Below are 12,761 nucleotides of genomic sequence, written 5' to 3'. Positions count from 1 at the left end.
AATCATGACGCAATTCAATCCTGTCGATCATCCACATCGCCGTTTTAACCCGCTCACCGGGCAGTGGATCCTCGTCTCACCGCATCGCGCCAAACGCCCGTGGCAAGGGGCGCAGGAAACTCCGTCTAAGCAGGTACTGCCTGCACATGACCCGGACTGCTTCCTGTGCGCTGGCAATACGCGAGTTACCGGCGACAAAAACCCGGATTACACCGGGACCTATGTCTTTACCAATGACTTTGCGGCGCTGATGTCCGATACCCCGGACGCACCGGACAGTCACGATCCGTTGATGCGCTGCCAGAGCGCACGCGGTACCAGCCGTGTGATTTGCTTCTCACCCGATCACAGCAAAACGTTGCCGGAACTCAGCGTCCCTGCACTGACAGAAATCGTAAAAACGTGGCAGGAACAGACCGAAGACTTAGGGAAAACCTACCCTTGGGTGCAGGTATTTGAGAATAAAGGCGCAGCGATGGGGTGCTCGAACCCGCACCCACACGGACAAATTTGGGCCAACAGCTTTTTGCCTAACGAAGCCGAACGTGAAGATCGCCTGCAGAAAGCGTACTTCGCCGAACAAGGCGCGCCGATGCTCGTTGATTACGTCCAGCGAGAACTGGCGGATGGCAGCCGTACGGTCGTTGAAACCGAGCACTGGCTGGCGGTTGTACCTTACTGGGCCGCGTGGCCGTTCGAAACGCTGCTGCTGCCGAAAGCGCATGTGCTGCGTATTACCGATTTGACCGACGAACAGCGTGCTGACCTGGCGCTGGCGTTGAAAAAACTGACCAGTCGTTATGACAACCTGTTCCAGTGCTCATTCCCCTATTCCATGGGCTGGCACGGCGCACCGTTCAACGGTGAAGTAAACCATCACTGGCAGTTGCATGCACACTTTTATCCACCGCTGCTGCGTTCCGCGACCGTGCGTAAATTTATGGTCGGATACGAAATGCTGGCAGAAACCCAGCGCGACCTGACGGCCGAACAAGCAGCTGAACGACTGCGTGCGGTCAGCGACATCCATTTTCGCGAATCCGGAGTTTAAATAATGAGTCTGAAAGAAAAAACACAATCTCTGTTTGCTGAAACATTTGGCTACCCTGCCACCCATACTATTCAGGCACCGGGTCGTGTGAACCTGATCGGTGAACATACCGATTATAACGACGGCTTCGTTCTACCCTGCGCTATCAACTATCAAACCGTTATCAGCTGTGCGGCACGCGACGATCGAAAAGTCCGTGTGATCGCCGCTGATTACGACAATCAGGTTGATGAGTTCTCGCTTGATGCGCCGATTATCGCTCATGACAGCCAGCAGTGGTCAAACTACGTGCGTGGCGTAGTGAAACATCTGCAAAAGCGCAATAACGCCTTTGGCGGTGCTGATCTGGTGATCAGCGGTAATGTCCCGCAGGGTGCGGGCTTAAGTTCTTCTGCCTCGCTGGAAGTCGCTGTTGGTACGGTATTCCAGCAGCTCTATCATCTGCCGCTCGACGGCGCGCAAATTGCCCTGAATGGTCAGGAAGCTGAAAACCAGTTTGTCGGCTGTAACTGCGGCATTATGGATCAGTTGATCTCGGCACTTGGTAAGAAAGATCATGCGCTACTGATCGACTGCCGAACGCTGGGCACCAAAGCCGTTTCCATGCCTGAGGGCGTCGCGGTGGTGATCATCAACAGTAACTTTAAACGCACATTGGTCGGTAGCGAATACAACACCCGTCGCGAACAGTGTGAAACCGGCGCGCGCTTCTTCCAACAGCCAGCGCTGCGTGATGTCAGCCTTGAAGCGTTTAACGCCGTCGCCCACGAGCTGGATCCGATTGTCGCCAAACGCGTTCGCCACGTGATCACGGAAAATGCGCGTACCGTTGAAGCCGCGCAGGCGCTGGAAAAAGGCGACCTGCTGCGTATGGGCCAATTGATGGAGGAATCTCACGCCTCCATGCGCGATGACTTTGAAATTACCGTGCCGCAAATTGATACGCTGGTAGAGATTGTCAAAGCGACAATTGGCGATAAAGGCGGTGTCCGTATGACCGGTGGCGGCTTCGGCGGCTGCATCGTGGCGCTGATCCCGCAAGATTTGGTTCCTGCCGTACAGCAGGCCGTCGCGGAACAATACGAAGCGAAAACCGGTATCAAAGAAACATTCTACGTCTGCAAACCTTCACAAGGAGCAGGACAATGTTAAACGAAATCCCGGTGCAGGCTCCGGACGGTCAGCCGTTTCGCCTGCTCACCCTGCGCAATGACGCAGGGATGGTCGTCACGCTCATGGACTGGGGCGCGACACTGCTCTCTGCACGTATTCCGCTTAGCGATGGCAGCGTGCGCGAAGCATTGCTCGGGTGCGCCAGTCCGGAACAATACCCGGAGCAGGCTGCATTTCTGGGGGCTTCGATTGGTCGCTACGCTAACCGTATCGCCAACAGCCGCTATACCTTTGCCGGCGAAACCGTTGAATTAATACCAAGTCAGGGTGAAAACCAGTTGCACGGCGGGCCGGACGGTTTCGACAAACGTCGCTGGCAGATAGTCAATCAGAATGACCGTCAGGTGCTGTTCGCCTTAACATCTGACGATGGCGACCAGGGTTTCCCTGGCCATCTATGCGCCACCGCGCAGTATCGCCTGACTGACGATAATCGTATTTCGATAACCTACCGCGCCACGGTCGATAAGCCCTGTCCGGTGAATCTGACGAATCACGTTTATTTTAACCTCGATGGTGACAAAACAGATGTGCGCCAGCATAAGCTGCAAATTATGGCAGACGAGTACTTGCCGGTTGATGAAATGGGCATCCCGCATGACGGGCTGAAATCCGTCGCTGGTAGCAGTTTCGATTTCCGCACGCCTAAAATCATCAGCAGTGAATTTCTTGTCGATGACGATCAGCGCAAGGTAAAAGGTTACGATCACGCCTTCCTGCTTCAGGCACAGGGCAATGCGCGTACGCCGGTCGCTCGACTGTGGTCCCAGGATGAAAAACTGCAGATGGTGGTATACACCTCCGCCCCGGCATTGCAGTTTTACTCCGGCAACTTCCTCGGCGGTACACCATCTCGCGGACCAGACGCCTACGAAGACTGGCAAGGTCTGGCGCTGGAAAGTGAGTTTCTCCCGGACAGCCCAAATCATCCTGAGTGGCAGCAGCCGGACTGCTTCCTGCGTCCGGGCGAAGAATATGCCAGCGTGACGGAATATCAGTTTATTCCAGTCTGATCCTTTCCCCTCACAGGCCCGATGACGTATCGTAGCGGGCCTGTTATTTGTTTATCACAGTAGAACCGCTCAAATCCCCACCACTCAAAGACAAAATCGCAACCTTGAATTCACAAGAACCTTACACTGTGGCGCTATTTTCGCTATGGTTATGCGTAAGCATTGCCGCTGACGCTTTACGGCAATATAATGAGAATTATTATCATTCAATATGATTTATAGGAGTGAGTGTATGGCTGTAACTAAGCTGGTTCTGGTACGTCACGGTGAAAGTCAGTGGAACAACGAAAACCGTTTTACCGGTTGGTATGACGTTGATCTGTCAGAGAAAGGCGTGGGCGAAGCAAAAGCGGCAGGTAAACTGCTGAAAGAAGAAGGCTACAGCTTCGATTTTGCTTATACCTCTGTGCTGAAACGTGCCATCCACACCCTGTGGAACGTACTGGACGAACTGGATCAGGCCTGGCTGCCGGTTGAAAAATCCTGGAAACTGAACGAACGTCATTACGGCGCGCTGCAGGGTCTGAACAAAGCTGAAACCGCTGAAAAATACGGTGACGAGCAGGTTAAGCAATGGCGTCGCGGCTTTGCGGTAACGCCACCGGAACTGACCAAAGATGACGAGCGTTATCCGGGTCACGATCCGCGTTATGCGAAGTTGACCGACAAAGAGTTACCGGTTACCGAAAGCCTGGCGCTGACCATCGATCGCGTTATCCCCTACTGGAACGAAACCATTCTGCCGCGCATGAAAAGCGGTGAGCGCGTAATTATCGCCGCTCACGGTAACTCTCTGCGTGCGCTGGTTAAATATCTGGATAACATGGGCGAAGATGAGATCCTTGAACTGAACATCCCGACCGGCGTACCGCTGGTATATGAGTTCGACGAAAACTTCAAACCAATCAAACACTACTATCTGGGTAATGCTGACGAGATCGCAGCAAAAGCGGCAGCCGTTGCGAACCAGGGTAAAGCGAAGTAATTTTCATCCCGGATCAAACGAAAAAAGCGTGGAATGCTCCACGCTTTTTTATTGCCGGATGACGGCGTTGCCTTATCCGGCCTACCGAGCGTAGCCCGGATGAATTTTTTAACCGCGGCGCGCTTTTACAGCATCCGCCAGCTGGCGCAACACCGCATCGGTATCTTCCCAACCAATGCAGGCGTCAGTGATACTTTTACCGTAGGTCAGCGGCTCACCGCTATCCGGGTTCTGATTACCTTCTACCAGATGGCTTTCGATCATCACGCCAATAATTGCTTTTTCGCCCCCAGCAACTTGTCCGCAAACATCTTTCGCAACATCCATCTGCTTTTTGAACTGCTTGCTGGAGTTGGCATGGCTAAAGTCGATCATCACCTGCGCTGAAAGCCCTGCTTTGATCAGACCTTCTTTCACGTCGGCAACGTGCTGAGCGCTGTAGTTCGGCTCTTTGCCGCCGCGCAGAATAATATGGCAATCGCCATTACCACTGGTATTCACGATCGCCGAATGGCCCCATTTGGTCACAGACAGGAAGCAGTGCGGCGCTCCCGCGGCGTTAATCGCATCAATCGCTACTTTTATCGTGCCATCAGTACCGTTTTTAAAGCCAACCGGGCAGGACAGACCAGACGCCAATTCGCGGTGCACTTGAGATTCTGTGGTACGTGCCCCAATCGCGCCCCAGCTCATCAGGTCGGCGAGGTATTGCGGCGTAATCATATCGAGGAATTCACCCGCAGCAGGCAATCCGCTGTCATTGATATCCAGCAGCAGTTTACGCGCAATGCGCAGCCCATCGTTGATCTGGAAGCTGTTGTCCATGTGCGGATCGTTGATAAGCCCTTTCCAGCCGACAGTAGTTCGCGGTTTTTCAAAATAGACGCGCATAACGATTTCAAGCTCGCCTTTTAACTCTTCACGCAGTGCCAGCAGGCGAGCGGCATACTCTTTGGCGGCTGCCGGATCATGAATAGAGCAAGGCCCAATCACTACCAGCAGGCGATCGTCACTCCCTTTCAGGATTTTATGAATTGCCTTACGGGCATGAGCTACCGTGTTTGCGGCATTTTCAGTAGCGGGGAATTTTTCCAACAATGCGACTGGCGGTAATAACTCGTTGATCTCTTTAATGCGTAAATCGTCGTTCTGATAATTCATGATTATTCCAGCGTTGCCATACTTATATAAATGAATGCAATCCCTCCAATCTATATCTTCAGTCATAAAGTGTAAACGGGGTTTTACACTTTGGACGGATTAATCCTGGAATTAGCCAAAAAAACGCAATAAAGTAGCGAAAAACGAGATCCAACCTACAATTTATAACTGTAACAGCTTTAATTTTCATAAATTTCAAGATTCTATGCTGGGTTTAATTTCTCTGGCAAAACTATTAACCACATATTGATGATGTATCTGGCACATGCACTGTTGGAAGACGTTATCCGACATATCGACCATAACAGGAGCATATTATGCATATGACAAAGCTGGCTTCACTCTTTCTTACCGCTACACTCAGCCTCGCCAGCGGCGCGGCGCTGGCTGCTGAAACCAATACGCAGTCCAATAACGGCCAGGCAAATTCCTCGGCGGATGCCGGTCAGGTCGCCCCAGACGCACGCGAAAACGTGGCACCAAATAATGTCGACAACAGTAATATGAATTCGGGTGGCACAATGCTGCACCCGAACGGTTCATCAATGAACCATGAAGGGATGACCAAAGACGAGATGCACAAAAACACCATGTGTAAGGACGGTCGCTGCCCTGATGTGAATAAGAAGGTTGAGACCGGAAACAGCATTAACAATGATGCTGAGACAAAAACTGATGGCACTACGCAGTAACGCTGAAAATAAAGCTAATAATGGGAGAGCAATAGCTCTCCTTTTTAATTTTATCATCCCAAAAACGGTATGATGGCATACAGTAAAGATGAGAATAACAAAGGGATGGCATAATGGCGCACTCGCATACTCATACTTCTTCTGAGCAACCCAAGGACAATAATGCCCGCCGCTTGATGTTTGCATTCTGCATTACAGCCGGATTTATGTTGGTTGAAGTGGTGGGTGGATTACTTTCAGGTTCACTGGCCTTGTTGGCCGATGCCGGGCATATGCTCACTGATGCCGCAGCGCTCCTTTTTGCGCTGCTGGCCGTCCGGTTTTCCCAGCGCCCGCCCACAATACGACACACCTTCGGCTGGCTGAGGCTCACGACACTGGCCGCGTTTGTTAATGCCATCGCATTGGTCGTGATCACCATTTTAATCGTCTGGGAAGCCATTGAGCGTTTCCATACGCCCCGCCCCGTGGCTGGCGGCATGATGATGGTTATAGCTGTCGCGGGTTTACTGGCCAACGTGCTGGCTTTTTGGGTTCTACACCGCGGCAGTGAGGAGAAAAACCTGAACGTCCGCGCCGCGGCACTGCATGTGATGGGCGATTTACTCGGCTCGGTCGGGGCGATCATCGCTGCGCTGATTATTATCTGGACGGGCTGGACGCCTGCGGACCCGATTCTCTCGATTCTGGTTTCCGTGCTGGTACTGCGTAGCGCCTGGCGACTGTTAAAGGATAGCGTTAATGAATTACTGGAAGGCGCCCCGCTGACGCTGGATATCGCCGCACTGCAGCGCCATCTCAGCCGGGATATCCCTGAAGTCCGCAATGTACACCATGTCCATGTCTGGATGGTGGGTGAAAAACCGGTAATGACGCTGCATGTGCAGGTGGTTCCGCCGCACGATCACGACGCGCTGCTGGAGCGTATTCAGCACTTTCTTATCCATCACTACCAGATTGAACACGCCACGATCCAGATGGAGTATCAGCCGTGTAATGGGCCGGACTGCCACCTGTATCAGGGGGTATCCGGCCATTCACACCATCACCATTAATGGGACAGCGCGTGGGACCCCCGCTCACGCGCGCTGTTAATCCACATCCTGCTACCGTTCAGGGCGATAACAGTCAGGATCACATACTCCAGCGACATCGCATATACGCCTTGCAGGGCGAAAATCACTACGCTGATTACGTTAATGATCACCCACAGCAGCCAGTTTTCAACGTACTTACGCGTCATCAGGATCATCGCCGCAATCGACAACACCATCATGCAGGAGTCCCAGAATGGGAATGCATCGGGTTGCAACTCAGGCACAACAACCTGTAATCCCAATGCCTGCATAATGTTCACCGCAATGCGGGTCAGGAACGCAAAGACCGGATCGATATAGACCGACATCAGGCCGATCGCCACCACGCAAGCCGCCAGCCAGCCGATCGCTTTTGGTAACGGCAGCCAGCGAATTTTCAGTTCCGCTTCATGCTGGTTGGTTTGCCTGGACCAGGCATACCAGCCGTAGATGTTGGCGGCAAAAAAGAAAACTTGCAGCAACAGGCTTGCATAGAGCTGGATCTGAAAGAAGATAATCGCAAACAGCGTGACGTTTATCAGGCCGAAGAAGTAATTGCTGATTTTCTCAAGGCTCGCCAGGCCAATACACAGCAACCCGGCGATCGTCCCCACAGCTTCGATCCAAGACAGATCGTAACCGCCAGCGCCAATCGGAATATGTACCAGAATGTTCTGCGTGCTAAAAAAGTCCATCTTTTCCCCCAGAGCAAAAATATTAATTAAGCTCGAAGTGTAGCCGCAAATTCCAACATGCGGTTTAACGGCAACAACGCCCCTTCTCGCAGCCCAGCATCAACATGTATCTCATGAGCCGCTCCGCCTTGTTCCAGGCCCTCAGCAATCGCCTTGAGGCCGTTCATCGCCATCCACGGACAATGCGCACAGCTGCGACAGGTTGCCCCCTCACCAGCCGTCGGCGCTTCGAGTAACTCTTTATCCGGAACAGCCTGCTGCATTTTGTAAAAAATGCCCCGGTCAGTAGCCACAATCAGCTGTTGATGCGGTAACGATTTAGCTGCGTTGATTAACTGGCTGGTTGAGCCAACCGCATCGGCCATATCAACGATAGACTGGGGGGACTCCGGGTGCACCAACACCGCAGCATCAGGGTAAAGCCCCTTCATGCGTGTTAAAGCCTGAGTTTTAAATTCGTCGTGGACGATACAGGCCCCCTGCCAACAAAGAACGTCTGCACCGGTCTGTTTTTGTACGTAGTTGCCCAGATGTCTGTCCGGAGCCCAGATGATTTTTTCACCTAAACTATCAAGATGCTCAATAAGTTCTACCGCGATACTGGATGTGACGACCCAGTCCGCACGTGCTTTAACGGCGGCTGAGGTATTGGCGTAAACCACCACGGTACGATCCGGATGCGCATCGCAAAACGCGCTGAACGCATCAATCGGACAGCCCAGATCTAATGAGCATTCCGCCTGTAGGGTCGGCATCAGGATGGTCTTTTCCGGGCTGAGGATTTTGGCGGTTTCCCCCATAAACCTCACGCCTGCAACCAACAGCGTAGAGGCAGAATGCTTTGAGCCGAAACGCGCCATCTCCAGAGAATCAGAAATACAACCACCGGTCTCTTCGGCCAACTGCTGAATTTCGGGATCGGTGTAATAGTGCGCGACCATAACGGCATCACGCTCTTTCAGCAGGCGCTTGATTTTTTCACGATAAAATTGCTTTTCATCCACACTCAGCGGGGCTGGCTTCGGCGGAAACGGATAAATTGCTGCTTCTGGATCAAACATCACGCTCATCTTGCTTTCTCGTTTTACTGGCTTAACGAAATAACCGATTAAAAGCGTGACGCACGCCGTATTCGGTTAGATTTGTTTTGTATGCTAAACAAGATAGCGGATTGGCGTAAGAAAGTCACAATAATTGCGTGTGATGAATGCCGGAAGGCGACTGACGTCTTATCCGGCCTACGTGAATAGTGTCGTCTGTAGGACTGATAAGCGAAGCGCATCAGGCAAGCAGGTTCGAATCTTATAAATCGCAGATAGCAAAAAGGCGCCTTTAGGGCGCCTTTTTACACTGGTGGGGCGTGCAGGATGACTCGCTTTGCTCGCCCTCCGGGCCGTCGCCGTAAACGGCTCCGTTGTCTCACTACGTGAGACCCGAACCTGCTGCAGGTTCGAATCGTTAATTCTGCGCATAGCAAAAAGGCGCCTTTAGGGCGCCTTTTTACACTGGTGGGGCGTGCAGGATTCGAACCTGCGACCAATTGATTAAAAGTCAACTGCTCTACCAACTGAGCTAACGCCCCCTTATGGGGTTTACTTCTTTATACTTTCAGGATGGTGGGTCGTGCAGGATTCGAACCTGCGACCAATTGATTAAAAGTCAACTGCTCTACCAACTGAGCTAACGACCCGCTCGGGTATAACCTGAAAATTTTTACTCGGTACCACCAATAAATTGGTGGGGCGTGCAGGATGACTCGACTTCGTCTCGCCCTAACGGGCCGTTGCTAAAGCAACGTTATCCTTCACGTTTAACATCTGAGTACGATGTTAAAGTTGGTGGGGCGTGCAGGATTCGAACCTGCGACCAATTGATTAAAAGTCAACTGCTCTACCAACTGAGCTAACGCCCCGAGTGGTGGGTGATGACGGGATCGAACCGCCGACCCCCTCCTTGTAAGGGAGGTGCTCTCCCAGCTGAGCTAATCACCCGATACTACGCTGGATACTGCATTAAGTGGTGGGTCGTGCAGGATTCGAACCTGCGACCAATTGATTAAAAGTCAACTGCTCTACCAACTGAGCTAACGACCCACTTTTTTTGCCGCTTTCGGGCTGTTTGATATCCCTTGGCAACGGCGGCATATATTACTGATTTCAGATTTTAGCGCAACAAAAATTTCGATGTAAATAACTCAACTGCTTAGGAATCACACGACGCGACCAGAATTAACACGATTTCTGGTCGCATGGTGTTCATTACATCGCGCCAAGGCGTTTTTGCGCTTGTTTCGCGCCATCAGTGCCAGGGTATTTAGTGATAACCTGCTGATAAACGGCTTTAGCTTTCTCTTTATCACCTTTGTCCTGCATGATGACACCGACTTTATACATCGCGTCTGCAGCCTTTGGTGATTTCGGGAAGTTTTTGACTACTGAAGCAAAATAGAACGCTGCATCATCTTTTTTCCCCTTGTTGTAATTCAACTGACCCAGCCAGTAATTAGCATTTGGCAGGTAAGTTGAGTCTGGGTACTTTTTAATGAAGTTCTGAAATGCTTCAATCGCGTCATCCTGGCGGGATTTATCCTGCACCAGAGCAATGGCCGCATTGTAATCGGTATTCGCATCGCCAGTTTGCACCGGAACGCCTGACGCTGCAGCTGCACCCGCATCAGGCGCAGGGGTTGCTGCTGCCCCACTCTGATCGCCGCCCGCTGATTGCGCCGCAGGTGCACTACCGCTGCCAAGATTATTCATCTGCAGCAATATCTGCTTCTGGCGTTCAACAACCTGATTCAGTTGATACTGATTTTCCTGAATTTGACCGCGCAGGGAATCAATATCGGACTGATTATCGGAGAGTTGTTGCTGGAGTTGGGTTAAAAGCTGACTGTGAGCGTTAGAAATACGCTCGAGTTGAGTGACACGGTCTTCGACCGAGCCAGAGCCGACACTACTGATTGGCGCCTGTGCAAAAGCGGCCCAAGGGGCCGCTATGCCAACCAGTAACGACAGACTCAACAGATGATGTCTGAAGTTACTGCTCATGCAATTCTCTTAGTAAACCAGTACGGCGCGACGGTTTTTGGCGTAAGCCGCTTCGTCATGACCCAGTACTGCAGGTTTTTCTTTACCGTAAGAAACGATGGAGATCTGGTCAGCAGAAACGCCTTTACCCTGCAGGTACATCTTAACGGCGTTCGCACGACGCTCACCCAGGGAGATGTTGTACTCAGGAGTACCACGTTCGTCCGCATGACCTTCTACGGTGACTTTGTAAGACGGGTTGCTACGCAGGAAGTTAGCGTGAGCATCCAGCATTGCAGCGAAGTCAGAACGGATATCGTACTTGTCCAGATCGAAGTAAACGATGTTGTTCTGCTGCAGCTGTTGCATCTGAAGACGCGCTTGCTCTTCAGAAGACATGTTGCCGCTGCCGTTTGCATCCATACCAGTGCCGGCACCCAGCATGCCTTCGCTGCCGTCATTGCTGGCGTTCTTGTTAGAAGAACACGCTGCAATAGCCATAACAGGCAGAGCAATCATCAGCCCTTTCAGCACTTTGTTCAGTTGCATTTCAATGATTCCTTTATTAATCAATTATTTATTATCACAGATACGGCGACCAGGCAGGGAATTTAACCTGTCCATCAGTTGCCGGAAGACGCGCTTTGAAACGCCCATCTGTAGAAACCAAATTCAGCACGGATCCCATCCCCTGAGAAGAGCTGTAGATTACCATAGTGCCGTTAGGTGCCAGACTAGGCGTTTCGTCCAGGAACGTTGACGACAGAACTTGTACGCCACCCGCTACCAGATCTTGTTTGGCAATGTGCTGCTGACCGTTGGCCGAGCTTACCATTACCATAAATTTACCGTCGCTGCTCACATCCGCATCCTGGTTTTGCGAACCTTCCCAGGTAATGCGCTGCGGAGCACCGCCGTTGACGTTAACTTTATAAACCTGCGGACGACCGGCCTGGTCAGAAGTAAAGGCCAGGTTTTGGCTGTCCGGGAACCAGGTAGGTTCCGTGTTGTTGCTACGACCATCCGTCACCTGACGGATCTGACCGGAACCAATGTCCATGACATACAGGTTCAGGCTACCGGTTTTAGACAGGGCAAACGCCAGTTTGCTGCCATCCGGAGAAAACGCAGGCGCACCGTTGTGACGTGGGAACGAGGCTACCTGACGAACCGCGCCGTTAGACAGTGTCTGAATAACCAGCGCAGAACGACCGCTTTCGAAGGTAACGTACGCCAGTTTTGAACCGTCCGGTGACCACGCCGGAGACATCAGCGGCTGCGGAGAACGGTGTACCACGAACTGGTTGTAACCATCGTAGTCGGACACACGTAATTCGTACGGGAACTGACCACCGTTGGTCTGAACAACATAAGCGATACGGGTACGGAATGCACCTTTAATGCCGGTCAGTTTTTCAAACACTTCGTCACTTGCAGTATGGCCCGCGTAACGCAGCCACTGCTTGTTCACTTTATAGGTGTTCTGTGCCAGTACGGTACCCGGTGCGCCACCGGTGTCAACCAGCTGATAGGCAACGCTGTAAGAACCATCCGGGTTCGGCGTAACCTGGCCGACGACTACGGCATCAATGCCCAGCGCAGACCAAGCGGCAGGTTGAACTTCCTGCGCGGTACCGGGCTGCTGAGGCAGACGAGAACGGTCTAACGGGTTAAATTTACCGCTGTTACGCAGGTCAGCACCTACGATACCACCGATATCTTCAGGTGCAGCACCCGGTCCTGCCCACTGGAAGGGGACAACACCAATCGGGCGCGCCGAGTCCACCCCCTGGGTGATCTCGATACGTACTTCTGCGTGCAGCACCGCTGCCCACAGCATCAGAAAACCAAATGCTACTCGTAATGCCTGCTTCATCATATCTCCC

The 12,761-nt window shown here is 52.2% G+C and carries 12 protein-coding genes, 5 tRNA genes and 1 other RNA gene; 6 read left to right on the top strand and 12 right to left on the bottom strand.

The genetic code is table 11. The annotated features are described in order from the left end of the window. Nucleotides 1-4 precede the first annotated feature (4 nt). The 4 genes from galT to gpmA all read left to right on the top strand — a co-directional run bounded on the left by galT (nt 5) and on the right by gpmA (nt 4,222). Nucleotides 5-1,051 carry a galactose-1-phosphate uridylyltransferase gene (gene galT / locus OGX92_RS14315; RefSeq protein WP_003831455.1) on the top strand — a complete coding sequence of 349 codons (1,047 nt, stop codon included), beginning with the start codon at nt 5-7 and terminating at the stop codon, nt 1,049-1,051. Nucleotides 1,052-1,054: 3 nt separating this feature from the next. Further along, the gene (gene galK, locus OGX92_RS14310) at nt 1,055-2,203 is read left to right on the top strand and encodes a galactokinase (RefSeq protein ID WP_003831453.1); all 1,149 of its coding nucleotides are present in this window, start codon (nt 1,055-1,057) and stop codon (nt 2,201-2,203) included. Then, entirely contained in the window at nt 2,197-3,237 is a 1,041-nt protein-coding gene (gene galM / locus OGX92_RS14305) for a galactose-1-epimerase (RefSeq protein WP_063940677.1), read from the top strand. The genes galK and galM overlap by 7 nt, the downstream gene beginning before the upstream one ends. A gap of 232 nt (nt 3,238-3,469) precedes the next feature. Beyond that, nucleotides 3,470-4,222, top strand: a complete 753-nt coding sequence (gene gpmA, locus OGX92_RS14300) for a 2,3-diphosphoglycerate-dependent phosphoglycerate mutase (RefSeq protein ID WP_003022999.1) — start codon at nt 3,470-3,472, stop codon at nt 4,220-4,222. Nucleotides 4,223-4,330: 108 nt separating this feature from the next. On the opposite strand, the gene aroG is transcribed toward gpmA, so the two are convergent. Next, complete coding sequence (gene aroG, locus OGX92_RS14295; RefSeq protein ID WP_003831449.1) at nt 4,331-5,383, bottom strand: 3-deoxy-7-phosphoheptulonate synthase AroG; 1,053 nt, start codon at nt 5,381-5,383, stop codon at nt 4,331-4,333. Between the two features lie 317 nt (nt 5,384-5,700). Between aroG and OGX92_RS14290 the strand changes: the two genes are divergently transcribed. Together OGX92_RS14290 and zitB are read left to right on the top strand one after the other, a co-directional pair. Further along, the gene (locus tag OGX92_RS14290) at nt 5,701-6,075 is read left to right on the top strand and encodes a YbgS-like family protein (protein ID WP_003831448.1); all 375 of its coding nucleotides are present in this window, start codon (nt 5,701-5,703) and stop codon (nt 6,073-6,075) included. A 113-nt stretch (nt 6,076-6,188) separates the two neighbouring features. Continuing rightward, nucleotides 6,189-7,130 carry a CDF family zinc transporter ZitB gene (gene zitB, locus OGX92_RS14285; protein WP_063940679.1) on the top strand — a complete coding sequence of 314 codons (942 nt, stop codon included), beginning with the start codon at nt 6,189-6,191 and terminating at the stop codon, nt 7,128-7,130. On the opposite strand, the gene pnuC is transcribed toward zitB, so the two are convergent. The 11 genes from pnuC to tolB all read right to left on the bottom strand — a co-directional run bounded on the left by pnuC (nt 7,127) and on the right by tolB (nt 12,751). Next, on the bottom strand, nt 7,127-7,846 hold the full coding sequence (gene pnuC, locus OGX92_RS14280) for a nicotinamide riboside transporter PnuC (RefSeq protein ID WP_003831446.1): 720 nt from the start codon (nt 7,844-7,846) through the stop codon (nt 7,127-7,129). The two genes, zitB and pnuC, sit on opposite strands and share 4 nt — an antisense overlap. 26 nt (nt 7,847-7,872) lie before the next feature. Then, complete coding sequence (nadA, locus tag OGX92_RS14275; protein WP_149281364.1) at nt 7,873-8,916, bottom strand: quinolinate synthase NadA; 1,044 nt, start codon at nt 8,914-8,916, stop codon at nt 7,873-7,875. 281 nt (nt 8,917-9,197) lie between these two features. Next, nucleotides 9,198-9,330: non-coding RNA, RtT sRNA (locus OGX92_RS14270), on the bottom strand. A gap of 22 nt (nt 9,331-9,352) precedes the next feature. Beyond that, nucleotides 9,353-9,428, bottom strand: a tRNA-Lys gene (locus OGX92_RS14265). A 32-nt stretch (nt 9,429-9,460) separates the two neighbouring features. Further along, nucleotides 9,461-9,536 (bottom strand) — tRNA-Lys (locus tag OGX92_RS14260). 146 nt (nt 9,537-9,682) lie between these two features. Further along, a tRNA-Lys gene (locus OGX92_RS14255) sits at nt 9,683-9,758 on the bottom strand. 3 nt (nt 9,759-9,761) lie between these two features. Then, a tRNA-Val gene (locus tag OGX92_RS14250) sits at nt 9,762-9,837 on the bottom strand. Between the two features lie 26 nt (nt 9,838-9,863). After that, nucleotides 9,864-9,939: transfer RNA gene (locus OGX92_RS14245), tRNA-Lys, on the bottom strand. Between the two features lie 165 nt (nt 9,940-10,104). Next, complete coding sequence (cpoB, locus tag OGX92_RS14240; RefSeq protein ID WP_063940680.1) at nt 10,105-10,896, bottom strand: cell division protein CpoB; 792 nt, start codon at nt 10,894-10,896, stop codon at nt 10,105-10,107. 9 nt (nt 10,897-10,905) lie between these two features. After that, entirely contained in the window at nt 10,906-11,424 is a 519-nt protein-coding gene (pal, locus tag OGX92_RS14235; RefSeq protein ID WP_003022983.1) for a peptidoglycan-associated lipoprotein Pal, read from the bottom strand. A 34-nt stretch (nt 11,425-11,458) separates the two neighbouring features. Continuing rightward, entirely contained in the window at nt 11,459-12,751 is a 1,293-nt protein-coding gene (gene tolB / locus OGX92_RS14230; RefSeq protein ID WP_003022981.1) for a Tol-Pal system beta propeller repeat protein TolB, read from the bottom strand. Nucleotides 12,752-12,761: the final 10 nt, after the last annotated feature.

Origin of the sequence: Citrobacter sp. Cpo089, from assembly GCF_030332695.1 — a bacterium.
GTDB classification, from domain to species: Bacteria; Pseudomonadota; Gammaproteobacteria; order Enterobacterales; family Enterobacteriaceae; genus Citrobacter; species Citrobacter portucalensis.
The sequence above is the reverse complement of the archived record's forward strand: the minus strand, read 5'-3'. Positions and strand labels throughout refer to the sequence as shown.